The organism is Nonomuraea gerenzanensis (genome assembly GCF_020215645.1).
Classification (GTDB): Bacteria; Actinomycetota; Actinomycetes; order Streptosporangiales; family Streptosporangiaceae; genus Nonomuraea; species Nonomuraea gerenzanensis.
Genome location: NZ_CP084058.1, coordinates 8,366,828 through 8,391,552, shown reverse-complemented (window position 1 = coordinate 8,391,552; position 24,725 = coordinate 8,366,828). Strand labels below are relative to the sequence as shown.

The 24,725-nt window shown below is 71.0% G+C and carries 17 protein-coding genes, 2 tRNA genes and 1 pseudogene; 12 read left to right on the top strand and 8 right to left on the bottom strand.

Translation table 11 applies throughout. From position 1 onward, the window contains the following. Nucleotides 1-39 precede the first annotated feature (39 nt). The 6 genes from LCN96_RS39030 (at nucleotide 40) to LCN96_RS39005 (ending at nucleotide 5,491) form a co-directional block, all read left to right on the top strand. Complete coding sequence (locus tag LCN96_RS39030) at nucleotides 40-2,199, top strand: ribonucleoside-diphosphate reductase subunit alpha (RefSeq protein ID WP_225267448.1); 2,160 nt, start codon at nucleotides 40-42, stop codon at nucleotides 2,197-2,199. Between the two features lie 15 nt (nucleotides 2,200-2,214). Continuing rightward, a complete protein-coding gene (locus tag LCN96_RS39025) occupies nucleotides 2,215-3,210 on the top strand; it encodes a ribonucleotide-diphosphate reductase subunit beta (RefSeq protein ID WP_225267447.1) in 996 nt (331 codons plus the stop codon). Between the two features lie 20 nt (nucleotides 3,211-3,230). Further along, complete coding sequence (locus LCN96_RS39020; protein WP_225267446.1) at nucleotides 3,231-4,292, top strand: mechanosensitive ion channel family protein; 1,062 nt, start codon at nucleotides 3,231-3,233, stop codon at nucleotides 4,290-4,292. Nucleotides 4,293-4,506: 214 nt separating this feature from the next. Next, nucleotides 4,507-4,582, top strand: a tRNA-Pro gene (locus LCN96_RS39015). Between the two features lie 118 nt (nucleotides 4,583-4,700). Then, a tRNA-Leu gene (locus LCN96_RS39010) sits at nucleotides 4,701-4,774 on the top strand. Nucleotides 4,775-5,068: 294 nt separating this feature from the next. Further along, complete coding sequence (locus LCN96_RS39005) at nucleotides 5,069-5,491, top strand: STAS domain-containing protein (protein WP_225267445.1); 423 nt, start codon at nucleotides 5,069-5,071, stop codon at nucleotides 5,489-5,491. A gap of 159 nt (nucleotides 5,492-5,650) precedes the next feature. Here the strand turns inward: LCN96_RS39005 and LCN96_RS57520 are convergent. The 5 genes and pseudogenes from LCN96_RS57520 to LCN96_RS56885 form a co-directional block, all read right to left on the bottom strand. Then, nucleotides 5,651-5,824: pseudogene (locus LCN96_RS57520) on the bottom strand (hypothetical protein); the annotation flags it as partial. A 199-nt stretch (nucleotides 5,825-6,023) separates the two neighbouring features. Then, a complete protein-coding gene (locus LCN96_RS38995; RefSeq protein WP_225267443.1) occupies nucleotides 6,024-6,482 on the bottom strand; it encodes an STAS domain-containing protein in 459 nt (152 codons plus the stop codon). Nucleotides 6,483-6,751: 269 nt separating this feature from the next. Continuing rightward, nucleotides 6,752-7,063, bottom strand: coding sequence for a hypothetical protein (locus LCN96_RS38990; RefSeq protein WP_225267442.1), 312 nt, complete (start codon nucleotides 7,061-7,063; stop codon nucleotides 6,752-6,754). Between the two features lie 69 nt (nucleotides 7,064-7,132). After that, the gene (locus tag LCN96_RS38985; RefSeq protein ID WP_225267441.1) at nucleotides 7,133-7,789 is read right to left on the bottom strand and encodes a Bax inhibitor-1/YccA family protein; all 657 of its coding nucleotides are present in this window, start codon (nucleotides 7,787-7,789) and stop codon (nucleotides 7,133-7,135) included. Nucleotides 7,790-7,963: 174 nt separating this feature from the next. Then, nucleotides 7,964-10,627 carry an ATP-binding protein gene (locus LCN96_RS56885; protein ID WP_263657372.1) on the bottom strand — a complete coding sequence of 888 codons (2,664 nt, stop codon included), beginning with the start codon at nucleotides 10,625-10,627 and terminating at the stop codon, nucleotides 7,964-7,966. 264 nt (nucleotides 10,628-10,891) lie between these two features. Here LCN96_RS56885 and LCN96_RS38970 point away from each other — a divergent pair, with 264 nt between their 5' ends. Beyond that, nucleotides 10,892-12,349, top strand: a complete 1,458-nt coding sequence (locus tag LCN96_RS38970; RefSeq protein ID WP_225267440.1) for an FAD-dependent oxidoreductase — start codon at nucleotides 10,892-10,894, stop codon at nucleotides 12,347-12,349. Nucleotides 12,350-12,420: 71 nt separating this feature from the next. Further along, a complete protein-coding gene (locus LCN96_RS38965; protein ID WP_225267439.1) occupies nucleotides 12,421-12,630 on the top strand; it encodes a hypothetical protein in 210 nt (69 codons plus the stop codon). Here LCN96_RS38965 and LCN96_RS38960 read toward each other — a convergent pair. Together LCN96_RS38960 and LCN96_RS38955 are read right to left on the bottom strand one after the other, a co-directional pair. Continuing rightward, complete coding sequence (locus tag LCN96_RS38960) at nucleotides 12,627-15,392, bottom strand: ATP-binding protein (protein ID WP_225267438.1); 2,766 nt, start codon at nucleotides 15,390-15,392, stop codon at nucleotides 12,627-12,629. The two genes, LCN96_RS38965 and LCN96_RS38960, sit on opposite strands and share 4 nt — an antisense overlap. A gap of 206 nt (nucleotides 15,393-15,598) precedes the next feature. After that, nucleotides 15,599-16,270, bottom strand: a complete 672-nt coding sequence (locus LCN96_RS38955) for an alpha/beta hydrolase (protein WP_225267437.1) — start codon at nucleotides 16,268-16,270, stop codon at nucleotides 15,599-15,601. A 439-nt stretch (nucleotides 16,271-16,709) separates the two neighbouring features. Between LCN96_RS38955 and LCN96_RS38950 the strand changes: the two genes are divergently transcribed. Both LCN96_RS38950 and LCN96_RS38945 read left to right on the top strand, forming a co-directional pair. Then, entirely contained in the window at nucleotides 16,710-17,033 is a 324-nt protein-coding gene (locus LCN96_RS38950) for a hypothetical protein (protein ID WP_225267436.1), read from the top strand. A gap of 247 nt (nucleotides 17,034-17,280) precedes the next feature. Further along, nucleotides 17,281-18,042, top strand: a complete 762-nt coding sequence (locus LCN96_RS38945; RefSeq protein WP_225267435.1) for a GNAT family N-acetyltransferase — start codon at nucleotides 17,281-17,283, stop codon at nucleotides 18,040-18,042. A gap of 140 nt (nucleotides 18,043-18,182) precedes the next feature. Here the strand turns inward: LCN96_RS38945 and LCN96_RS38940 are convergent, their stop codons facing one another. Continuing rightward, nucleotides 18,183-18,539 (bottom strand): hypothetical protein, encoded by a 357-nt coding sequence (locus LCN96_RS38940; RefSeq protein WP_225267434.1) that lies wholly within the window; start codon nucleotides 18,537-18,539, stop codon nucleotides 18,183-18,185. A 498-nt stretch (nucleotides 18,540-19,037) separates the two neighbouring features. On the opposite strand from LCN96_RS38940, the gene LCN96_RS38935 reads away from it, so the two are divergent. Beyond that, nucleotides 19,038-20,213 carry an ROK family protein gene (locus LCN96_RS38935; RefSeq protein WP_225267433.1) on the top strand — a complete coding sequence of 392 codons (1,176 nt, stop codon included), beginning with the start codon at nucleotides 19,038-19,040 and terminating at the stop codon, nucleotides 20,211-20,213. Between the two features lie 228 nt (nucleotides 20,214-20,441). Then, on the top strand, nucleotides 20,442-24,698 hold the full coding sequence (locus tag LCN96_RS38930) for a HAMP domain-containing protein (protein WP_225267432.1): 4,257 nt from the start codon (nucleotides 20,442-20,444) through the stop codon (nucleotides 24,696-24,698). The last annotated feature ends 27 nt before the right edge of the window (nucleotides 24,699-24,725 follow it).

Here is a 24,725-nt window from a genome sequence, read left to right as displayed (position 1 = left end):
GTGCTCTCGCATGCCCTCACGGGGATGAGGAGAGCGAACGTGACTCAGATCGTCGAGGTTGACCGCCGCCTGGCCATCGAGGAGGCCGCGGCGCGGGTGATCGCCGACCCGGCCAACTCCCGGGTCGCCGCGCGGCTGCTGGCCGAGGAGATCGCCGAGGAGGCCGCCGGGCACGGCGTGCGGTCGTTCTCCGAGTCGATCGCGGCCACCCACGCGGCCGGGCTGATTCAGGACGCGCTGGCGGAGTTCGTCGCCGCGCACGCCGCCGAGCTGGACGCGCTGGTCGCGGACGAGGCCGACGACCGGTTCGAGTACTTCGGGCTGCGCACGGTCCACGACCGCTACCTGCTGCGCCACCCCGAGACGCGCAAGGTGCTGGAGCGCCCGCAGCACTTCTTCCTGCGCGTGGCGTGCGGCCTGTCGCGGAGCGTCGCCGAGGCGGCCGAGCTGTACGGGCTGATGTCCACGCTGTCGTACCTGCCCAGCTCGCCCACCCTGTTCAACTCGGGGGCGCGCCGCCCGCAGCTCTCGTCCTGCTTCCTGCTCGACTCGCCGCGCGACGAGCTCGAAGCCATCTACGACCGGTACGGGCAGGTCGCGCGCCTGTCCAAGTACGCCGGCGGCATCGGCGTCTCCTGGACCAGGGTGCGCTCGCGCGGCTCCCTGATCCGAGGCACGAACGGTCACTCCAACGGCATCGTGCCCTGGCTGCGCACGCTGGACTCCTCCGTGGCCGCGGTCAACCAGGGCGGGCGGCGCAAGGGCGCGGCCTGCGTCTACCTGGAGACCTGGCACGCCGACATCGAGGAGTTCCTGGAGCTGCGGGACAACACCGGCGAGGACGCCCGCCGCACGCACAACCTGAACCTGGCCAACTGGGTGCCCGACGAGTTCATGCGCCGGGTGGAGGCCGACGAGATGTGGTCGCTGTTCGACCCGAAGGAGACGCCCGACCTCACGGACCTGTACGGCGAGGCGTTCGAGGCGAGATACCGCGCCTACGAGGCCGAAGGACGATATGTCCGGCAGATCCCGGCACGCACCCTGTACGGCCGCATGATGCGCACCCTCGCCCAGACCGGCAACGGCTGGATGACGTTCAAGGACGCCGCGAACCGCACCTCCAACCAGACCGCCCGCCCCGGGAACGTCATCCACCTGTCGAACCTGTGCACCGAGATCCTGGAGGTCACCAGCGACGCCGAGACCGCGGTCTGCAACCTCGGCTCGATCAACCTGGCCGCCCACCTGGAGGCGGGGGAGGTGGACTGGGAGCGGCTGCGCCGGACCGTGCGCACCGCCGTCCGCTTCCTCGATCGCACCATCGACCTCGGCTTCTATCCGACGCCCGAGGCCGAGGCGGCCAACCAGCGCTGGCGGCCGATCGGGCTCGGCCTGATGGGGCTGGCCGACGTGTTCTTCACGCTGCGGCTGCCGTTCGACTCGCCGCGCGCGCTGGAGCTGTCGACCAGGATCTCCGAGGAGATCGCGCTGGCGGCCTACGACACCTCGGCCGACCTCGCCGCCGAGCGCGGCCGGCACCCGTCGTACGCCGACACGCGCGCCGCCGCCGGAATCCTGCACCCCGACCACTACGCGGCCGGCTCACCCCGGTGGGACGTGCTGCGCGAGAAGATCGCCCGCACCGGCCTGCGCAACTCCCTCATGATCGCCATCGCCCCCACCGCCACGATCGCCTCCATCGCCGGCTGCTACGAGTGCATCGAGCCGCAGGTGTCCAACGTGTTCAAGCGCGAGACCCTGTCAGGGGAGTTCCTCCAGGTCAACCGCTATCTGGTGGCCGACCTCCAGGCTCGCGGCCTGTGGACCCAGCAGCTGCGCGACGACCTCAAGCGCGCCGACGGCTCGGTGCAGACGGTGCCCGGCATCCCCGACGACCTCAAGCTGCTCTACCGCACGGCCTGGGAGCTGCCGCAGAAGGCGCTCATCGACCTGGCCGCCGCGCGCCAGCCGTACATCGACCAGTCGCAGTCGCTCAACCTCTTCATGGCCAGCCCCACCATCGGCAAGCTCTCCTCGATGTACGCCTACGCCTGGAAGCAGGGCCTGAAGACCACGTACTACCTGCGCTCCCGCCCGGCCACCCGCATCGCCCAGACCACGGTCGCCACGGTGGAAGCGGTGGAAGCGGTGGCCTGCTCACTCGAGAACCCGGAAACCTGCGAAGCCTGCCAGTAAGGAGCCCCTCTTCTCATGCTGCTCGACCCCGGAATGGACCTCACCCTCCGGCCCATGCGCTACCCGGACTTCTACGAGCGCTACCGCGCCGCCATCCGCAACACGTGGACCGTCGAGGAGGTGGACCTGCACAACGACCTCGCCGACCTGGCGAAGATGACGCCGCAGGAGCGGCACCTGATCAACCGGCTGGTCGCCTTCTTCGCCACCGGTGACTCCATCGTCGCCAACAACCTCGTGCTCAACCTCTACCAGCACGTCAACGCCCCCGAAGCGCGCCTGTACCTGAGCAGGCAGCTCTTCGAGGAGGCCGTGCACGTGCAGTTCTACCTGACGCTGCTCGACACGTACCTGCCCGACCCGGACGAGCGGGTCAAGGCGTTCGCCGCGATCGAGCACATCCCGTCGATCCGCGACAAGGCCGAGTTCTGCTTCAAGTGGATCGACTCCATCGAGAGCCTGAAGCGGCTGGAGAGCGCCGCCGAGCGCCGCCGGTTCCTGCTGAACCTGATCTGCTTCGCCGCCTGCATCGAGGGCCTGTTCTTCTACGGCGCCTTCGCCTACGTCTACTGGTTCCGCTCCCGGGGCCTGCTCGGCGGGCTGGCCACGGGGACGAACTGGGTGTTCCGCGACGAGTCCATGCACATGGAGTTCGCTTTCAGCGTGGTGGACACCGTACGGGCCGAGGAGCCGTCGCTGTTCGACGACGAGCTGGCCAAGCAGGTGACGCTGATGCTGGAGGAGGCGGTGGCCGCCGAGCTGGCCTTCGCCGAAGATCTTTGCGGCGACGGGATGAGGGGCATGAGTGTCGCCCAGATGCGCCAGTACCTCGAGTACGTCGCCGACCAACGCCTGGTCAGGCTGGGGATGCCGCGGCGTTACGGCTCCGCGAACCCGTTCGCGTTCATGGAGTTGCAGGACGTGCAGGAGCTGGCCAATTTCTTCGAACGGCGTGTCTCCGCGTATCAAGTGGCAGTTGAGGGAAATGTGACCTTTGACGAGACGTTCTAAGACACTTGGGGGGCAAGAGCGTGCAGTCTCCGGCTGACTGGCCGATCCTCGTCATCGCGGTGGTGGGAGCCATCCTCCTGGTGGAGGTGAGCAGGCGAATCCTCACCAAGGTGGGCCGGAAATGGGCCCTGGCCCGGCATCTGGTGGAGCACTGCACGTGGCCGGCCTTCTCGGTGGCCGCCGTACTGGCGTTCAACCTCGTGTTCGGGCCGGGCATGTTCGGCGACTCCGCGAGTGAGAAGGCCACGGCCGGCACCGTCGAACGGGTGCTCGGCCTGGCCAGCATCGCCGCGGTCACCTGGCTGATCGTGCAGGCGGCGTACGCGCTGACGGACGTCATCCTCGACCGGCTGGTGCTGGTCGAGGGGGAGCGCAACCGGCGGGCGCGGCGGATCATGACGCAGATCGCGCTGGTCCGCCGCGTCGCCGCGGCGATCATCATCGTGATCGCGGTCGGCGCCATGCTCTTCTCCTTCCCGCAGGTCCGCGCGCTCGGCGCCGGTCTGCTCGCCTCGGCCGGCATCGCCGGCGCCATCGTCGGCATCGCCGCCCAGCCCACGATCGGCAACATGCTCGCCGGCCTGCAGCTCGCCTTCAGCGACGCGCTGCGCCTGGACGACGTGGTCGTCGTGGAGGACGAGTGGGGGCGCATCGAGGAGCTCACGCTCACGTACGTGGTGCTGCGCCTGTGGGACGAGCGCCGGCTCGTGCTCCCGGTCTCCTACTTCACCCAGAACCCGTTCGAGAACTGGACCCGCCACGGCAGCCGCGTCCTGGCCGTGTGCCTGCTGCGCGTGGACTGGTCCGTCCCCGTCCCGAAACTGCGCGACGCGCTCTACGAGTTCCTCCAGGGCAACCCGCTGTGGGACCAGAAGGACTGGACCCTCCAGGTCACCGACGTGCTGCCGAACGGCCTGGTCGAGCTGCGCGCCCTGATGAGCGCCGCCGACTCGCCGTCGTCCTGGGACCTCAAGTGCGACGTCCGCGAATTCCTGGTCAATTACGTACGCGACAACTACCCGGACTCGCTGCCCCGCTTCCGCGTCGAGACCCCGGAAAGCCGAATCGGCGCCGCCGAATAATCCAGTGGCCCGCGACCCGATCACCGGTTTACCGTGGACATCGTCCGGCGAACACCTTCGAAAGGCGGCGAAGTGCTCATCCCAGCTCTGCCACGACCCTCCGCCGTCACCCTGCCTGAGCTGCGGCGAAGGCTTTCCGGCTGACCCACGCACGGGTTACCGGAAAGCCGTCTCGGGCCTTGTCCGAGGCGGTTTCCTCTTTTGTCTGTGAAAACCGAGTGTGGGGCAGCTTGGTCAGCCCGCCTGCCTTGGGAGCAGGAGCACCGCAGGTTCGAATCCTGCCACTCGGACGACGGCCCTGAAAGAAAAGGGCCGCGGGCCACGGCCTGGCCGGCGGGAATGGCGCCCCCCGGCCGGACCCCGCCCACCGCCCCGGGCCGGCCCACGCCAGCCAAGCCCGGGGCCCGAGCCGCTCTGGCCCAACTGGCAGAGGCGCCGTCTTCAGGAGGCGGAGGTTCAGGGTTCGAATCCCTGGAGCGGCACTGGATCTTCGTGGGTGTCGTCCGCGAGGGACCGGAAGAAGGGGACGCGCCGAGACCTCTTCTGAGCAGTGGTTCTCCACCACCAACGTCTCTCGTCGTGAGGATCGCTCCGGCGGCACGCTCGGCCAGTGCTGCGGCAGGCCCCACATCGCCGGCCGCATGCGACCACGGCTCGCGGCGGCCAGCTCCTCGTGTTCGCGGTCACGGCCGTGATTCGCGCGGTGGTTGGGCGGCGCGTCCGTCCAGCGGTGAGCGTGACAGATCCGGGTAGGGGAGACGGGAAGGTGATCTGCCGTGCCGGGCGTACGCACCGCCACGTCTCAGCGTGGTGGTGTGGTGTCCGGCCTGACCCCGAAGCTTTCCGTCATGAACCTCTTAACGATCAGTATCGAGCAGCGGTCCGGCTTCTCCCTCGTCGCCCTTGACGGGGTGCTGGACCATCAGACCCAGCCCTGTCTGCTGCGCGTCTTCGACCGGCTCCTGGACGAACCCACCCCGCGAATCGTGATCGACGCCCGCGAGCTGAGATTCTGCGATTCGCACGGCCTCTGGGTCCTGATCAGCGGGCAACGCCGGGCCGAAGAGCTGGGCGGCGCCATCCGGCTGATCGGCGTGCACGGAACCCTCGCCCGGCTGCTGACCCTCACGCAGCTCGTCGATCTGTTCCCGCCGTATGCCAGCCTCGCGCAGGCCGGCACCTGGCCGGCTCACGGCTGAGGACGCCCGATGGTCTGCGGTGCGTTCATCTGGCAGAGGGGACGGGCCGGCCCGCCGCTCAAGCCCGGATGAGGGGACGAGCCGGTCACGTCGGCCCAGGCGCAGCCGCAGACGGCTTCCTCCGCCGGGGTGGTCGAGGCTGACCTCGTCGCATAACCGGGCGATCGCCCACAGGCCCCACCCTCCTCGCCCGCTGATCGGCGGTGGGCTCGTGATGTGGTGCTGGAACTGCTCGGCACTCAGCGTGCCGGTCGGATCGACCACCTCGATCCGCAGGCCGCCGGCGTCGTGGCGCGCCAGGAGAGTGCCGGCGCCGCCGCCGTGCTCGAGCACGTTCGCCGTCGCTTCCCCACCACGAGGACCACGTCATCCAGCCGGACCCCGGAGAACCCGGCCGCTGCCGCGAAGGCGCGCACCTGATCTCTCAGCAGCGCCAGATCCGCAGTTATCAGGCAACGCAGCACGGCATGCTCGCCCATATCTGCCCCTCTCGCCTGCATGAATCCTGCCAATCTTCCCACCATCGGCTGCCTCACGCTCGACTGCGGGGCGATCGTGCGGGGGTCGAGGGGCCGGCGGGCCCGGGCGCCCCGGGCGGCTGCCCGGCCGGCGACCCCGGCGGGGGTTGGATGACCTGGATGGCCTTTTCGACCGAGGCTTCGACCTGGAAGGCGGTGCGCAGGCCGGTGATGGTCAGGATGCGTTCCAGCAGAGGCGGGAGATTCGACAGCACGAGGTTGCTGTGCTGCTCGCGGCTTTGGCGCAGCAGGAGGACCAGGACGCCGACGCCCATCGAGTCGCAGAACGTCAACCCGCTCAGGTCCACCACCAGCCCGGCCGGTTGCGTGGTCGCCCAAGCGTCCCCGACCTGCTGATGCAGGAATCCGGCAGAGGCGTAGTCGAGCTCACCCACCACGCGGGCGACGATGAAGTCTTCGTGCAGGCCGATCGTGACGGTGAAGCGTTCGGCGGAGTCACGCGGTTCGCCCATGTCCACCATCATCCCCTGTGCGCCACTCAATCGCGATTCTCGTGCTGGCGAGCCTTCTCACGACGACAGGCGCGCACTTGTCCGGTCTGATCATCGACTGCGCTGACGAGGAACCCAGACGTGGACGGGTTGCTGACCGCATCGTCACGGGTGGTGGTGAGGGCGTTCGGCAATGTTGTGAAAGGGCCCGTGATGCTGCCGGTCGCCGACGTAGTGAGGACGTCGTAGTGTGCGCTGCGTCCCCGGAGCGGCACACAACGATCACCTGCTCACCTCGCAGTCAGGGGCCGCAGCAGGAGTCCCTTCCCCGACCGCCGGACGCGGGCGCGGTGACGGTGCCGTCCCGGGCCGGTGCAGTGGGCGAGGACCTTGACCGGCCAGTGGCCCGACCGCACGACCGCCGCGCCGAGTGGCGCGCCGCAGGCCCCGCAGGTCGTCTCCGCGGCGATCACCTCGTAGGCGATCTCGATGAGCCAGTGGTCGGCGTGGGCCGGCCTCGTGTCGTCGAGGACCCAGCCGGTCAGCTCCACCGGCGGGGTGACGTTCGCCATGAACATGGCTTGGAGCAGGATCCAGTTCATGAGCGCGCCGCCAGACCGCCCGTGCGCGGCAGGCCCGCGGTCGCGGTGGGCACGCCCGTGCTCTGCCCGCTAGTCATTGCGGGAGAAGATCTGGGTGAAGAACAGGAACACGTTCAGCACGTCGAGGAAGATCGACGCCGCCAGCAGCGGCGCGGAGTCGAGGTCCGTCGATCGGCGCAGCCGCTGGAAGTCGACCATCGTGAGGCCCGCGAAGATCACCAGTCCGAGGACGGAGTAGATCAGGTCACCGTCCGGGATGTCGACGAAGACGAGCACGAGGCCGAAGACGATGAGGGCCAGCAACGCCCAGAAACCGATCCTCGCGACGATCGCCAGATCGCGCCGGGTGGCGTAGCCGACGGCGCCGAACCCGGCGACGAACAGCGCGGTCGCCCCGCCGGCCTGCCACAGCGCCCGCGGGTCCGCGCCGGCGTACGCGGCCAGCGCGGGCGCTGTCGCCAGCCCGACCAGCACGCCGAACGCGGCCAGCAGCGTCACCGTCCACGGCGTCGATCTCCGTACGGTGACCTGCATGCCGATCAGGCTACCGATCGCGGCGACGAGGGCGATGACGCCGAGGCCGCCCGGCAGGCCGCGGCCCGCGTAGGCGCCGAGCGCGAACAGCCCGGCCGTGGCCGCCAGGTATCCCGTCGTCTGCGCGAACAGCGTGTGCGTCCGGTCGCTCCTGGCGGTTCCCGCCGCTCCGAAGCTCAGTGATCCGCTCACGAGCCATACCTCTTTCTTGAAGACTCCGACTGTGCCGCCGTCGCACCGGCCGGATCGGGCCGGGGCTCGGGTGCTGACGACGGTACGTCCGGGACGCCACGTCGCTCTTGCGTCAATTGACTTCTTCGAGGTACTGATCCGTGGCGAAGGCTGGTGGTGCCCGGCCCCGGCGCGTCAGTCCTTCGACGCCGTGACCCGGTCGTGGCGGTTCATCGCGTCCCGGAGGGCCGCGCGCGTGGTGACCCCCAGCTTCGGGAAGACCCGGTACAGATGGGAGCTGACGGTACGCGGTGACAGGCGGAGCCGCGCGCCGATCTCCTTGTTGGTCAGGCCGCTGGCGGCGAGGTCGGCGATGCGCTGTTCCTGCCAGGTCAGCGACGTGTACGGGTCGGCGGCCGGCGGTGCTGCTCCGATGATCCGCAGTTCGGCGCCGGCCCGCTCTGCCCATGCGGCGGCACCGAGCCGTTCGAAGGTCCCGGCGGCGTGGGCGAGGAGCGACTGGGCGGCGGGGCGTTCGCGCGTGTGGCGCAGGCGGATGCCATGGGCCAGCTCGATCCGGGCCGATTCGAACGGGAACCGCGCGGCCGCCGGATGCGAGATGGCCCGTTCGAACATCTCGGCGGCCTCCCGGTCGGAGTCCGCGGTCATCGCGAGCGCCCCGTAGCACGTCAGGGCCAGGCGCGGGGAGAGGCCGGCGAAGCCCGCGTCGCGGGCGGCGAGGGCGTGGCGGCGGGCCTGCGCGGTGCGGCCGGTGTGCAGGGCCGCCTCGACGAGGTCGAGGAGGGTCCGTGAGGCCGGGCCGCAGTAGGGCCGGAACGTACCCGGGGTCGTGATGCCGACCGCGTGGCGGTAGGCGGCCTCGTAGTCGCCCGAGCTCAACGCGGCCGTCATGGCGATGGAGTCGGTGAGGCCGGTGACGAAGCCGACGCCGCGCGGCCTGGCCCAGGCGTCGACCTCGGCCCGCAGTTCGAGGGCCCGGTCGATCTGGCCACGCAGCGCCGCGAGCTGCGCCAGATGGGCACGTGTCTGGTAGGCGAGCAGCTGACGGCCGTGCTCGATCTCCAGAGCCAGAGCCCGTTCGCCGGTCCGCTCAGCGGCGTCCCAGTCGCCGGACCCCAGCTGGTCCAGCAAGATCATCGTCAGCATGAGCATGCCGCTGAACACGGTGCCGGTCGCCAGCTCGCGATCCACCACGCGTTCCAGATGAGGCCGGTACTGGCTGAGGACGTCGAGGTGGTAGGCCGCGGTGGCCAGGCGGGTGACGTCCCAGGGCTCCAGGTCCGGCAGGTTCGCCGCGGCCTGCTCCAAGGGCCCCGCCCAGCCCCGCCCGTGCAGGATCACGTCGCTCCAGGTGTTGCTGTAGATCTGGGTCTGCTCGGTGACGAGAGCGCCGAGGGACGCGAGCATCCCATGGGTCTCGTTCCACATGGCGGGGTCGGCGGCGTACTGGTTGACGGCGAGCAGGAGAACCTGCAGGCGGGCGAGGGTCTCGGCGGACCCGCCTCGCAGGCGCTCGATCGCCGCCATCGCCTGCCGGTGGGCGGCGCGCACGTCACCGTCCTCGAAGAACGCCTGGTGGATGGCGTTGACGGTGGCGTCCGGAGCGGAGGTGAGATGGGCCGGGGGCAGCTCGCTGCCGGGCCGGGCCGCGTATCCGGACAGGAACGTCGCGTAGCTGCGCCGCCGGGCCTGTTCGGCGGCGTCCTCGCTCAGCTCGGCCGCGCGGGTCAGCCAGCCGACGGCGGTGGTGGCGCCGCCGCGGCGGATCGCCGAGTCGGCCGCGGCCTCCAGCACCTGGGCGGCCTCCTCGTCGGGTTCGACACAGGCCGCGGCCAGATGCCTCGCACGCCGTTCGAGGTCGTCGCGGTGGACTTCCGCGAGCGCGCGATGCGCCGCCCGGCGCTGCTCGGGACTCGCCAGCTGCACGACACTCGACCGGACCAGCGGATGGCGGAAGGTGATGTCCCCGGTGATCGGTTCGGTGTCCAGCAGGCCGGACGCCACGGCCTCGTCGACGTTGCGCATCCGGTGGCGCCGCGTCGGCCCGCCGTCGCCCGGCCGGGTGCCGACGCCGTCGAGCGCGCCCATCAGCAGCTCCATGCGGGCCGGGGCACTGAGCGCGGCGATGCGGGAGCCGTACAGGTGGTGCAGCTTGCGCGGCAGTCCCGCGGGGCCGGCCTGGGACGGTAGTTCCAGCAGCGCGAGGGGGTTGCCGAGAGCCTGGTCCAGCACCCATTCGCGGACCCGCTCGGCCAGGGCGGGGTGGTGCTGGTCGAGCAGGCGGACCGCGTCCTCGTCGGCGAGCGGGCCGATCGAGATCTCGGGCAGCACCGCAGTGTCGAACCGGGAGCCGACCTCGTCCCGGACGGCGACCAGCAGCTTCACAGGGACGCCCCCGATCCGGCGGCCGACGAAGCCGAAGACGTCGGCGCTGGAGTCGTCGAGCCACTGGCCGTCATCGAGGATCACCAGCACAGGACGCCGGGCGGCGATGTCCGACAGCAGGTCGAGCATCGCGATGCCGAGCGTCATCACCGTGGGGGGAGCGTCGGCTCGCGGCCTGGTGACGGCGTCGAGCACGGTGCGGCTGTCGTCGTGGAGCGGGAGCAGTTGGTAGAGGAACTGGTGCAGCCCGGAATAGGGCAGCTCGGATTCGACCTCGACCCCCGTGATCCGGCTCACGAGCTGGCCGTCCCGGACGGCCAGCTCCGCCGCCTCCTCCAGCAGAGCGCTCTTGCCCACTCCCGCCTCGCCCCGCACGACGAGCACCCGGCCGGTGGTGGACGTCACCATGTCGGAGATCTCCGCCCGCTCCCGATCCCTGCCGATGATCACCATCGCTGACTCCCCGTTTTCCTCTTGACCTGCCCAGGGATCAGCCTGGCCCGGCAGGGGGCCGCGGAGCCCCAGGGAGTGTCCCTGGTCTGCTCGCCGGGAGGCACGGGCGGTCGTCCTCCGGCTCACCGTCAGATGACGGATGTGCGCGATCGGGTCACAGCCGAAAGTGGGAGCGTCCGACCTCTCACTCAGCCGATGCAGGCGGGCCGCCACCCATCCGCTGTCCCCCGGGGGGAGGGCGGAGCACCACACTCTGGAGATCCTGTGCGTATCTGCGACGTCGTCGTCATCGGCGCCGGACCGGCCGGCGAGAACGTCGCCGCCCGGACGGCCGCCGCCGGGCTGAGCACCGTCATCGTGGCAGCCGAACCGGCCGGCGGAGAAGGCTCCTCCCGGCCGTGCGAATCCGGCGAAGCGCTGCCGCGGCCGGTCCTGCCGCACGCCGAGGCACGCGGCAGGCCCGGCATCGACCCGGGCCCGCCGGACGTCGCAGCCCTCCTGCGGCATCGCGGCAGAAGGTCGGGTCGCCGGCAAGGGCTGGAGCGGGCGGGCGTCACCCTGATCCGCGGGCACGGCCGGCTGTCCGGGCCACGGATCGTTGAGGTGACCAGTGCGGACGGCGCGAGACTGCGGCTGGCGGCCCGGCACGCCGTGGCCGTGTGCACCGGAACCCGCGCCGCCCTCCCCGCGCTGCCGGGCCTCGCCGGCCTGCGGCCCTGGACCAGCCGCGAAGCCGCCGGCGCCACCCGGGTCCCGCCCCGGCTGGCCATCGTCGGCGGGGGCGGCGTCGCCGTCGAGCTGGCCACCGCCTGGCAGGCCCTCGGCTCGCAGGTCACCCTCGTCGTCAAGGAGCCCGGGCTGCTTCCCCGGATGGAACGTTTCGCCGCCGACCTGGTCACCGACGCGCTCCGCGCCTCGGGCGTCGAGCTGCGGTTCGGCACCACCCTCGCCGCCGCGACCCGCGCCACGGATGTCCGGCTCGTCCTGTCCGGCGGAGAGGTGCTCCATGCCGACGAACTCCTGCTGGCGACCGGCCGCGCTCCCCGCACCGACGACCTCGGCCTGGAGACCGTCGGCTTGCGCCCCGGTGGCTGGCTGCCGAGCGACGACACCTACACCGTGCCCGGCGTGACCGGGGATTGGCTGTATGCCGTCGGCGACGTCAACCAGCGCGCCCTCCTCACCCACCAGGGCACCTACCAGGCGAGGATCGCCGGTACGGTCATCGCCGACCGCGCCCGTGACCATCCCCTCGACCGCAGCCCGTGGAGCCGCCACACCGGGACGGCCGATCACGTCGCCGTCCCCCAGGTGCTCTTCGCCGACCCCGTGGTCGCCTCCGTCGGCCTCACCGCCGCCGAGGCCGCGCGGCTGGGCCGGGAGGTCGACATCGTCGACCACGACCACGCCCACGACCACGCCCACGACCACGCCCACGCCCACGACCACGACCTCGTCGCCGGCGCCCAGCGGCACGGCCCCGGTCGTCGGTGCCATGCCCGCATCCTCCTCGACCCTGCCTGCGGCACCCTCCTGGGCGCGACCTTCGCCGGGCGTGGCGTCGCCGGGCTTCTCCAGTCGGCGACGTTCGCCATCATCGGTGAGATCCCGCTGAACCGCCTCCGGCACGCCGTCCCGGCCTGCCCGGCGCTCAGTGAGGTCTGGCTCCGCCTCCTCGAAACCCACCGGGACACCGCCGTACCCGTGCGCGGCGGGCCCTGAGAACCCGACCGGCCACTCGACCACCAGGGCCGCACCCCGGCCCTCTCCATCCACGCCTAGTTGGAGCCCCCATGAAGGTGATCTTCGATTCCGTCCACGACCTGGCCGACGCGCTCCGCCACGCCGCCGAAGCCCACGCCGCCGACTCCGGCCCGGACGTCGGTTCCGACTGGCCCGCCTGGTACGCCCACCACATGGCCGCCTTCAACGGCTTCCGCCGCTTCACTCATCTCCCCGGGCCGGCCCGGATGCGAACGGGCAGGGGAGAGTCGCGGATCTAGCGGTCCGGCAGCTCGCCGTTCTGGTTCAGGGCGGTGGCGAGCTGGCGGCGGGAGGTGATGCCGAGCTTCCCGTAGACCTTCCGCAGATGCCACTCGACGGTGCGGGCGCTGAGGAACAGCTGGGCGCCGATCTCCGGATTCGTGAGGCCGTTGGACGCCAGGCGCACGATCAACGTCTCCTGGGCCGTGAGGGTGCTCTCGCTGTCCACCGCGCTGTGCCGCACCCGTTCGCCCGTCGCGAGCAGCTCGCGGCGGGCACGCTCGGCGAACGCCCGCATCCCCAGCTCGGTGAACAGCTCGTGAGCGGTCTTCAAGTGACCCCGGGCGTCCACCCGGCGGTTGTCCCGGCGGAGCCACTCGCCGTAGAGCAGATGTGCCCGGCCCAGCTCGGGCCGCAGCGGGGTCCGGCCGAGCCGCTCGATGGCCTCCAGATAGTGCCGCTCGGCGACGCCCCCGTCGCTGAGCAGCGCACGCGAACGGGCTTCCAGGCCCAGGCCCACATCTGTGCCGCCGGCCGTGGTCGACTCGGCCAGCCGGGCGAGGGCCGCCTCGGCGGCCTCGACGTCCCCGGTACGGGTGGCGGCTTCGATCAGCTCGGGCAGCGCCCACAGAGCGGTGAACAGGTCGGCGGAGCTCTCGCTCGACTCGACGGCGGCGGCCAGGGCCTTGTGATAGCGGCCGAGCCCGTTGTAGAGGACCGCCGCCACCCAGTTCGCGTACGTCACGCTCACGCCCTGGCCGGTCACCTGCGTCTCGGCGATCATCGCGCGCAGGAGAGGGACGGCCTTCTCCTCGTCGCCGCGCAGGCAGGCGAGCATCGTCGGGCCGAAGGCGGCCGCGGGCGCCCCGGTCGCCTCGCAGATCGTCTCCGCCTCGGCGAACATGGCCGTGGACGCCGCGAACTCGCCTGACCAGGCGGTCACGGTGCCCAGCGTGACCAGCACGATCGGCAACAGGTCGAACGCGCCCATCGTCCGCAGCACCTCGAGCTCGCGATCGAGCAGGAGGCGCCAGTTGGTGAAATCCCAGCCGCCGATGGCGGCGGCGTGCGCGAACCAGCCCCAGCGCAGCACCTCGTCCGGGGTGAGGGAGGCGTCGACGATCGCGCTGACCGCTCTGCGCAGCACCGGCGCCGCCACGGCCGGGCTCTCGACGATCACCTGTGCCAGCGCGTCGAGGACGAGTTCGGCCGCATCCGGGTGTGCCGACACCGGCAGGCGGCGGGCGGCCCGGGACACGTCCGCCAGGCTGCCGCCGACCGCGAGGTCACCGGCGAACATCGCGGCCATCCACGCCTTCAGGTAGGTCTCGCGCGCCAGGTCGAGGTCGAGCGGTTCGAGTCGCCCGGCCGCCTTCAGCAGCAGCGGCGGAGCGTCCTTGCCCAGCCCGGAGGTGAAGGCGACGTTTCCGTGCAGCAGGTCCGCGCGGGCACTCTGCAGCTCCGTCAGCGGTTCCGCCCGCACGATCGCGAGCAGTTCGTGTACGCGATCGTAGGAGCCGGCCTGCAGGTTGGCGTGAGCGGCGGCGAGCAGACGGTCGCCGCGGCGCGCCGGGTCGACGGTCAGGGCGGCGGCCTGCTCCAGGAACGCCGCCGCCGCGTTGGGACCGCCACGAGCCTGAGCCCTGCTCGCGGAGCGCTCAAGCTCGGCCGCGGCGGCTTCGTCCGGCCCGTCCGTCGACTGCGCCCGATGCCAGGCCCGGCGATCCGGGTCGGCGATCGGGTCGGTCGACTCGGCCAGCGCTCGGTGCACGGCACGGCGCTGTCCGGCCGTCGCCGACCGGTAGGCGGCCCTGCGGAGCAGCGGATGCCGGAAGCTGATCCGATGCCCGAAGTCGGCGAGCCCCGAGTCCGACGCGGGCCGGGCCACCACGTGCGAGAGCCCCAGGCGGCCCGCGGCCCGCCAGATCAGCTTCGCGTCGCCCGAGGGCTCGGCCGAGGCCAGGCAGATCAGCAGCCTGGTGTCGTCGGGCAGCGCGTCCAGCTGCCGGGCGAAACTCTGCTCGATCTGCCCCGACAGCGGAGCCGTACCGGGAAATCCGAACCCGACGGCCAGCTCCTCCCGCGACATCGTCCGCGGCAGCTCCAGCAGCGCCAGCGGATTGCCCCGGGTCTCGGCCACGATCTGGTCCCGCACCCGCATGTCGAGCGGCCCGGTCAGCGCGGTGGCCAGCAGCTCGTGCGCGTGCTGATCGGCCAGCCCGCGCAGGCGCAGCTCGGGAACGCCTGCCACCTCGTCGGTCGGGGTTCGCGCCCCGAACACCATGCCGACCGGGTCGGCCCCGAGCCTGCGCGCGACGAAGCCGAGCGCCTGCGCCGACGCCCGGTCCAGCCAGTGCAGGTCGTCCGCCACGCAGAGCAGCGGCCGTTCCCTGGACGTCTCCGACAGCAGGCTGAGGACGGCCATCCCCACCATGAACCGCGCCGGAGGCGGACCCTCCGCCAGCCCGAACGCGGTCCGCAAGGCCAGCTGCTGCGGCTTGGGCAGCACCTCCACCCGCTCCAGCATGGGGCTGCACAGCTGGTGCAGCCCGGCGAAGGCCAGCTCCATCTCCGACTGCATGCCCGACACCCGCAGCACCCTGAACCCGTGCGCCCTGGCGGTCATGTCGTCGAGCAGTGCGGTCTTGCCGAGGCCCGCGTCCCCGCTCAGGACGAGGGCGCGTCCCGTGCCCTCGCGGACAGCCTTGAGAAACCCGATGAGCGCTTCCCGCTCACTGACCCGGTTGACCAACTCGGTGGGCGCCTGTTCAAGACCCGGCATCACCAACACATCCTTTCACCAGCGCGGATAATGCCACGAGCACAATGGCCTGGGCAATTTCTCACTGATGGCAGGGAACCGGGGCTCGACGGCGGCCTAATCACGTCGGAATTGTCAGGCGAAGCTCGCACTCCGGATGACGGTGTCCGCCGTGCGGAAATGACCAGCCGGCATGCTCGCGGGAAATCGTCGCCTCGCCCGGCGCGTCAGTTTGCCGGCCGTACGATCTCGTCGATGAGGGCGGCCAGCCGGCGTGGCCGGGACAGGAACGGCGAATGACCGCCGGGGAGCCGGTGGATCTCGTTCGCCTGGGCCGCCATCTGCTCCTGCAGGGCGGGAGGGATGGCCTTGTCCTGCTCCGTGATGATGTAGGCGGACGGGATGCTCCGCCAGGCGGCCACGTCGACCTTCTCCGCGAACGAGCGGATGGTCTGGTCGACCAGCATGCTCACCGCCTGCTCGGCCTCCTCGTCGGGCAGGTCGCCGTAGAGCGAGACACGCGGTTCTTCGCCGCGCGGGAACAGGCCGCTGAGGTCTTCGGGATCGGGCAGGCCGTGGATGGTGTACATCGACTGCCCCTTGTCCGGCATGTAGGCGGCGAGGTAGATCAACCGCTCGACGTTGCCCGCCCCTGCGGCGGCCTCGGTGATCGGCATGCCCCCGTAGGAGTGGCCGAGCAGCACGACAGGTCCCGCGATCGACGCCAGCTCCGCGGCCAGTACGGCGGCATCGTCGTGCATGCCTGCGGTGGGCTGCTCGCCGGCGCTCGGGAGGCCCGGCGTTCGCGTGTCATAGCCGAGAGCGTGCAACTCGCCCTCAAGGCGGGCCCAACTGCTCGGCTGGTGCCAGGCGCCGTGCACAAGCATCACAGTGGTCATGAAGGGTGCTCCAAGGTTCTCGTGCGATAGATCGGAGATGGTGACGCCGGCCGCCGATGGGGCCTGCGGGCCTCGGTCCCCACGCCCCCGCAGCGCCTTCACCGTCCTGCTACAACGGTAAGAGGGGGTCTTCGGACCTGGAATGGTTCAGGGTCCGACATGGTTGCGTGGTCGTCCAGCGAGCCGATCCGGCACGACGGTGTTCCATGCGCCCGCACCGTCGCCGGCGTCAGGCGCACCGGTCACCTGACGGCGAGAAGTGACGGTGCCGCCCGCCCCGACCGGCCGTGGAGCGCGGGCGCCGGTGGTGGCCGGAGCGGCGAGGTCCGGCACGCCTCCTGAAGCGAATGGCTCAACGGCTCGCCGATGGGATCTCCGGGCCTGTCGCAGCCGGCCGTCGGATGACCGATGCGACGGATGCCCGTGCGTTCGAGAGTGAGTGCGGCGCCTCTCGAACCTGCGGAAAGGAAGGCCGCCGCATCATGGTCAGCATCAAGCGGCCGCTCCTCCCAGGAGCAGCAGCGGGTCTCGCATCGCCATCCACTGGGATGTCGGGTACCTGCGATCGAGAAGCAGTACCGGATCATGCGGTGCGGGCCAGGGTGCCGGCGATCAGCGCGGACAGCATGTCCTGCAAGGTGGGAGCGGACGGCGCGAGGACGTCGGCAAGCAGGCCGTCGTGGAGCTGACCCAGGACGGCGGCAGGGCGTCGTTCGTGGCCGGCGCGATCCTGACCATCGACGGCGGCTTCCAGGCCAAGTGACCCGCGCGTACCCGTCGCGTATGGCGCCGCACCCCGCCATGCGGGCCGGTGCGGCCATCGGCGCGCCTCCGGCGGAGACAGTCGGATGACGCGACGATGCGGGCCTGTTCTCGTCGCCCACCGGCCCCGGCCCGCCGTGACCAGGGGCCCCGGCAGCGTCATGTGACTGATGTGTGCAACCCCCTTCGTGAACGAGAGTGGGGGACCGCTGATCGACAGGCTCCCTACACAAAGGACGAGAGATCAAGTGAACGCAGTGGACACGGCTGCGCAGGCATGGATGACCGCGCTCGACAGGTTCGCGGCCTCCCAGCCCGGCGGCTTTCACAGGTCCGGCCCCGGCGGCACCACGGAGCTTGTCACCACAGCTCCGATGCCCTTGCTCAACGGCGTCTTCAGCACAGTGCGAAAGGCCGACGCCGAAGAGGTGGCGGCGTTCGCCTCCTCGCCGCGGCTGGCGTCCGTGGCCTGGAGTGTGCAGGTGCGCGGCGAGGAGGTCGATGACCGGATCGTGCGAACCGCCGAGGGCCACGGGCTCCTGCAGCGGATGACGCTCCCCTTCATGCTCAAGGAGCTGACCGGCGACGACCTGCGCGGATCCGGCTCCGACGGCCTCGTGGTGCGCCGGATCCCGGCCGGTGAGGGAGATCTGTACCGGACGACGATGGCCGCCGGATACGAGGGGCCGGCGGAGCTCTTCTCGGTTTTCAGCGCGCCCTCCCTGATCGGGCACCCTTCGATGCGTGCTTATCTCTGCGAGGTCGAAGGTGTCCCCGTGGCTACCTCCTTCGGCGTTCTCGTGGACGATCTGGTCGGCGTTTTCAACATCGCCGTTCCTCCCGCACATCGGCGGCGCGGTTACGGCTGGGCGGCTACGGCGGCGGTGTTGAGCGACGCTCATGCGGCCGGGGCGAGAACCGCCTTTCTGCATGCCAGTCCTCTGGGCGTCCCTCTTTATCAGGCCATGGGCTTCGACCTCGCGGAGCACTGGACGATTTTCGCTCCGTGATGCCGCATCGCGCTCGTCTTCGCGCTCGCGGAGGAGTCGGGTGCCGGAGTGGTGCCGGCGGCGTTGCTCGCGGTGGTGCCTGCCATGGCGATCGGCGGGCTGGTGCGGCTCGGCGTGATCGCGCCGGCGCGGCGGGCCGGTCATGCCCGGCTGACCGGCCCGCCTCCCACAAGCCTCAGGCTGCGGGACGGATGTTGTGGTTGAGCCGGACCGGATCGACCGGATCGACGCGCTGCTTCAGCCGTTGCTCCGGCGACCGCGACCAGCGCGCCGACGGTCTCGGGGGTGAGCTCGCGCAGGAGCCCGGCGCGCTCGATGACGGCGGCCGGGTCCACCGGGTCGGAGTGGATGGAGGCGCAGTCGGCGTACGGCATCTCCCGCACCTTGTCCATGATCGGTGTGGTGACGGCGGGCAGCGGCTCCGGCAGCACCGGCACGTCCGGCAGCCGCACCAGCGCGGCGGAGGACGACATGCTCTCCGGGACGGTCCCACCCATTCCCGGTAGGCGTCGAGCACGGCGGTGGCGCTCTCTCCCGGGAAGAAGACGAAGCCTCCGTACAGGGTGGTGGGCGAGGTGACGATCGAGGCGGGGGAGAGCGTCGTCGTCGCCCTGCAGGCCGCCAACCGCGATCCCGTCCATTTCCCCCGAGTCCGATCAGCTCGACCTCACCCGGCTGGGTTCCGCCCACCCGGCCTTCGGCCACGGTGTGCCCTACCGCGTGGGCGCGCCGCTCGCCCGCGTCGGGGCCCGCATCGCCATCGGGACGCTCCTCGACCGGTTCCCCGGCCTGCGGCTCGATGCCGATTCCGGCACTCTGACCCGGAACGCAGCCATGATCATGAACGGGCTCTCCGGCTCGTGGCTACGGCGATATCTGGGTAGGCGTCTGCTCGGATGCGGCCTCCCGCCCGTCCCGGCTGTCCTCCCGAGCGGACACGTTCTAGGCTGGCGGAGGTGACGGGATCGGCGGCGGGCCCGCGGACTCAGGAGCGGATGCGGCAGCGAAACCTGAGCGAGGTGCTGCGGCGCGTCCACAAGGACGGGGCCGTGTCGCGGGCCGCACTCAGCCGCCGGATGGACCTCAACCGCAGCACCATCATGGACCTGACCGCCGAGCTGGCCGCCGCCGGGCTCGTCCGCGAGGGTGTCCCCACCGGGCAGGGCCGCGCGGGGCGGCCGTCGATCGTCGTGATGCCCGAGCGGGGGACGGTGTACGGGCTCGCGTTCGACGTGGCCGTGGACCGGCTGCTCGCGGCCCGGGTCGGGCTCGGCGGCCAGGTCTTCGAGCGCCGTGAGGCGGTGCGCGCCCGCGCCGGGGTCGATCTGGAGAACGTCGTCGAGGTGCTCGCCGCCTTCGGCCGCGAGCTGGTGGCCGGGGCCGATCCGGGGGCGCTGTGCGTGGGGGTCGGCGCGTCCTACTGCGGGTTGATCAGGCGCGCCGACGGCACGGTCCGGTACGGGCCGCACCTCGGCTGGGTGGATCAGGCGTTCGGCGCGAAGCTCGCCGCCGGGCTGGGCCTCGGGCTGCCCGTCGAGGTGGGCAACGAGGCGCATCTGGGCGCGGTCGCCGAGCACGTACGCGGCGCGGGACGCGACGTCGACAACCTCATCTACCTGCACGGGGACGTCGGCGTCGGCGGCGGGATCATCGTCGGCGGCAGACTTCTGGACGGCGACGCGGGCTACGGCTGCGAGCTCGGGCACATGCTGGTGAACCCGTTCGACGGGCGCCCCTGCCTGTGCGGGTCGCGCGGGTGCCTGGAGGCCGAGGTGGGGGAGCAGGCGCTGCTCGACTACGCGGGACGGGCCGGCGACCTCATCGGACGCGACGGCATCCAGGCCGTGGTCGCCCTCGCCGAGGCCGGTGAGCCCCGGGCGCGGGAGGCCCTGGACCGCGTCGGCGACTGGCTCGGCGTCGGCGTCGTCAACCTCATCAACCTGTTCAACCCGGCGCTCGTGGTCTTCGGCGGGATGCTCCGCGACGTCTATCCGGGTGCCGCGGCGCGCGTCCGTGCCCGGATCGACGCGCATGTCCTGCCGGTGTCGCGCGAGCGGGTGCTCCTGGCCGTGACGGCCCTCGGTGACGACACCACGCTCGCCGGGGCCGCCGAGCTCGCCTTCGCCAGACTCCTGGACGACCCCCTCAACACCCTGGCCGCCGTACGGTGACACGGTGCCGGGCGGCATCGTCACGGGATCCGCGCCACGCACGTCCAGCACGGGCTCCGCGGCTCGTTGTGGCAGGCCGAAGGCGGGGGAAGCAGTGCAGCGATCTAGTACCCTCACAAAACGGTGACGAAGGCACAGACAGGTCGGTAGTCGTGCCCTCGGCACCACGGAGCGACGGACGCACAAGAGCGGCAGCTCAAGTTGACGGGCAGAGCGAAGAGGCGGGACATGAGTGACACATCGGTGCAGGGCTCGCGTTCCACCACCCCTGGGAACGCGGAAGTGGGCGAGCAGGAGCTGCGGCAGCTCCTGGCGGGGCTGACGGCCGTCAGGGACGGTGACTTCCGCCATCGGCTGCCCGGGGACGCCGACGGGCTGCTCGGTGAGATCGCGTCCGTGTTCAACGGCATGGTGGACCAGCTCGCGCTGTTCACCTCCGAGGTGACGCGGGTGGCCCGCGAGGTGGGCACCGACGGCCGGCTGGGCGGCCAGGCCGACGTGCCCGGGGTGTCGGGGACGTGGAAGGACCTCACCGACTCGGTCAACGCCATGGCCGGCAACCTCACCGACCAGGTGCGCAGCATCGCCCAGGTCACCACGGCGGTCGCGCGCGGCGACCTGTCGCAGAAGATCACGGTGGACGCCCGGGGCGAGATCCTGGAGCTGAAGAACACCGTCAACACCATGGTCGACCAGCTCTCCTCGTTCGCCGACGAGGTGACGCGCGTGGCGCGCGAGGTCGGCACGGAGGGGCAGCTCGGCGGCCAGGCCAACGTGAAGGGGGTGGCCGGCACCTGGCGTGACCTGACCGACTCGGTGAACTTCATGGCCGGCAACCTGACCGACCAGGTGCGCAACATCTCCCAGGTGGCCACCGCCGTCGCGCGCGGCGACCTGTCGCAGAAGATCACGGTCTCGGCCCGGGGCGAGATCCTGGAGCTGAAGAACACCCTGAACACGATGGTCGACCAGCTCTCCTCGTTCGCCGACGAGGTGACGCGGGTGGCGCGCGAGGTCGGCACCGACGGCCGCCTGGGCGGCCAGGCCGACGTGAAGGGCGTCTCCGGCACCTGGAAGGCGCTGACGGAGTCCGTCAACGTCATGGCGGACAACCTGACAGCGCAGGTGCGCAGCATCGCCGAGGTCACCACGGCGGTCGCGCGCGGCGACCTGTCGCAGAAGATCCGGGTGGACGCCCGGGGCGAGATCCTGGAGCTCAAGGAGACCATCAACACGATGGTGGACCAGCTCTCGGCGTTCGCCGACGAGGTGACCAGGGTGGCCCGCGAGGTCGGCACCGAGGGCAACCTGGGCGGGCAGGCGACGGTCCGAGGGGTGTCGGGCACCTGGAAGGACCTGACGGACAACGTCAACGTCATGGCCTCCAACCTGACGAGCCAGGTGCGCAGCATCGCGCAGGTGGCCACCGCCGTGGCCCGCGGCGACCTGTCGCAGAAGATCACGGTGGAGGCCAAGGGCGAGGTCGCGGTCCTGGCCCAGACGATCAACACGATGGTCGACACGCTCAGCGCGTTCGCCGACGAGGTCACCCGCGTGGCGCGCGAGGTCGGCACGGAGGGCCAGCTCGGCGGCCAGGCGCGGGTGCCGAACGTGGCAGGCACCTGGAAGAACCTCACCGACAACGTCAACTCCATGGCCGACAACCTGACCAACCAGGTACGCAGCATCGCCCAGGTCACCACGGCCGTGGCCAGGGGCGACCTGACGCGCAAGATCGACGTGGACGCCCGGGGCGAGATCCTGGAGCTGAAGACCACGATCAACACGATGGTGGACCAGCTTTCCGCGTTCGCCGCCGAGGTCACGCGCGTGGCCCGCGAGGTGGGCAGCGAGGGGCGGCTGGGCGGTCAGGCCGAGGTCGAGGGCGTGTCGGGTACGTGGAAGCGGCTGACGGAGAACGTCAACGAGCTGGCAGGCAACCTCACCCGCCAGGTCCGCGCCATCGCCGAGGTGACCAGCGCCGTCACCTCCGGCGACCTGACCAGGTCGATCACCGTGGACGCCGAGGGCGAGCTGGCCGACCTGAAGGACAACATCAACTCGATGGTGAAGTCCCTGCGTGAGACCACGACGGCCAACGAGCAGCAGGACTGGCTGAAGTCCAACCTGGCCAGCATGTCCAGCCTGATGCAGGGGCACCGCGACCTGGCCACGGTGGCCGAGCTGGTGATGAACGAGCTGGCGCCGCTGGTCTCCGCCCAGTACGGCGCGTTCTTCCTGGCCGAGGAGAGCGAGCTGCAGCTCATCAGCGCCTACGGCTACCCCGTGGAGACCGACCGGCCTGACCGGTTCCGCCTCGGCCAGGCCCTGGTCGGGCAGGCCGCGAGCACCCGCAGGACCATCGCCGTGGACGAGGTGCCCGCCGGGTACGTCAAGGTCTCCTCGGGGCTGGGGGACAGCCTGCCGGCCTCGCTCATCGTGCTGCCGATCGTGGTCGAGGAGCAGGTGCTGGGCGTGATCGAGCTGGCCTCGGTGCAGGCGTTCACACCCGTCCACCGGACCTTCCTCGACCAGCTCATGGAGACCATCGGGGTCAACCTGAACACGATCGTGGCCAACGCGCGTACCGACGAGCTGCTCAAGGAGTCGCAGCGGCTGGCGGTCGAGCTGCAGGCCCGCTCGGAGGAGCTGCAGCAGCAGCAGGAGGAGCTGCAGCGCTCGAACGCCGAGCTGGAGGAGAAGGCGACGCTGCTGGCCCGCCAGAACCAGGACATCGAGACCAAGAACCTGGAGATCGAGCAGGCCAGGCAGGAGCTGGAGGACCGCGCCCACCAGCTCTCGCTGGCCAGCAAGTACAAGAGCGAGTTCCTCGCCAACATGAGCCACGAGCTGCGCACCCCGCTCAACTCGCTGCTCATCCTGGCCCAGCTCCTGGCCCAGAACCACACCCGCAATCTCACCCCGAAGCAGGTCGAGTACGCCGGGATCATCCACTCGGCCGGCTCGGACCTGCTGCAGCTCATCAACGACATCCTCGACCTGTCCAAGGTTGAGGCGGGCAAGATGGACATCAACCCCGAATGGGTTCAGGTCCGTCAGCTGCTCGACTACGTCGAGGCCACGTTCCGGCCCATGACCAGCCAGAAGAGCCTCGACTTCCGCGTCACGACCCTTCCCGGCGTCCCGTCCGAGCTGCTCACCGACGACTCCCGGCTGCGCCAGGTGCTGCGCAACCTGCTCTCGAACGCGGTCAAGTTCACCGAGACGGGCAGCGTGGAGCTGCGCATCGAGCCGGCCGCGCAGTCGGAGCTGCCCCCTTCGGTGCGGCCCCACGGCGGCGCGCTCGCGCTGCGCGTGATCGACACCGGCATCGGCATCGCCGAGCAGCAGCTCGAAGTGATCTTCGGGGCGTTCCAGCAGGCGGACGGCACCACCAGCCGCAAGTACGGCGGCACCGGCCTGGGCCTGTCGATCAGCCGCGAGATCGCCTACCTGCTGGGCGGCGCCATCGCCGCGCACAGCACGCCGGGAGAGGGCAGCACGTTCACGCTCTACCTGCCGATCGCGCGCCCCGACTTCCAGGACCCGGCCGCCAAGGACACCGTGGCCGAGCAGGCGGAAGAGGCCGCCGAGCAGGACGAGGCGACGCCCGGTGAGCCCCGCTCCGCCGGGGCTGAGGCTCCGCCCCAGCAACGCCGCCTGCTGGTGATCGAACAGCGTGCCCGCGGGCTGCTCTCGCTGGTCGCCGAGAGCGTGGTGCACGAGCTGCCACGCACCCGCGTCGGCGAGATCGAGCTCGTCGCCGCCGCCGGCGCCCAGGAGGCGGCGGCCACGCTGGCCGCCGAGCCCTGCCACTGCATCGTGCTCGACCTGGAGATGCCGCAGCAGGCCGCGTACCAGCTCCTGGAGGCGATGGACGGCGACCCGGCGCTGGCCGGCGTGCCCGTGCTGGCCTACACCAACTGGCAGGCCGGCCCGCAGCGCGCGGCGCACCTGGCCAACCAGCCGCTGGAGCTGCTGTCCAGCCTGGACGAGCTGCGCGAGCGCATCGCCCTGCACCTGACGGCCGAGCAGGTCGGTGACGTGCTGCCGCTGATGCGCTCGGAGGCGTCCGTCCCCGCCCCCGCCGAGAGTGAGGTGGACGGCGCGCTCAGCGGCCGCACGATCCTGGTCGTGGACGACGACACGCGCAACCTGTTCGCGCTGACCAGCATGCTGGAGGTGCACGGCATCCGCGTCCTGCACGCCGAGAACGGCAGAGAGAGCATCGACGCCCTCGTCGGGCACCCCGAGATCGATCTCGTGCTGATGGACGTCATGATGCCGGAGATGGACGGCTACGCCGCGACGGCCGCGATCCGGGCCATGCCCGAGTACGCCGACCTGCCCATCATCGCCGTGACCGCCAAGGCGATGCCGGGCGACCAGGAGAAGAGCCTGGCCGCGGGGGCCAGCGACTACGTCACCAAGCCGGTGGACGCCGATCACCTGATCGAGCGCATCCGGCACTGGCTGGCGGCGTAGCCCGCGTACCGTCCCCCACCGCCCCGT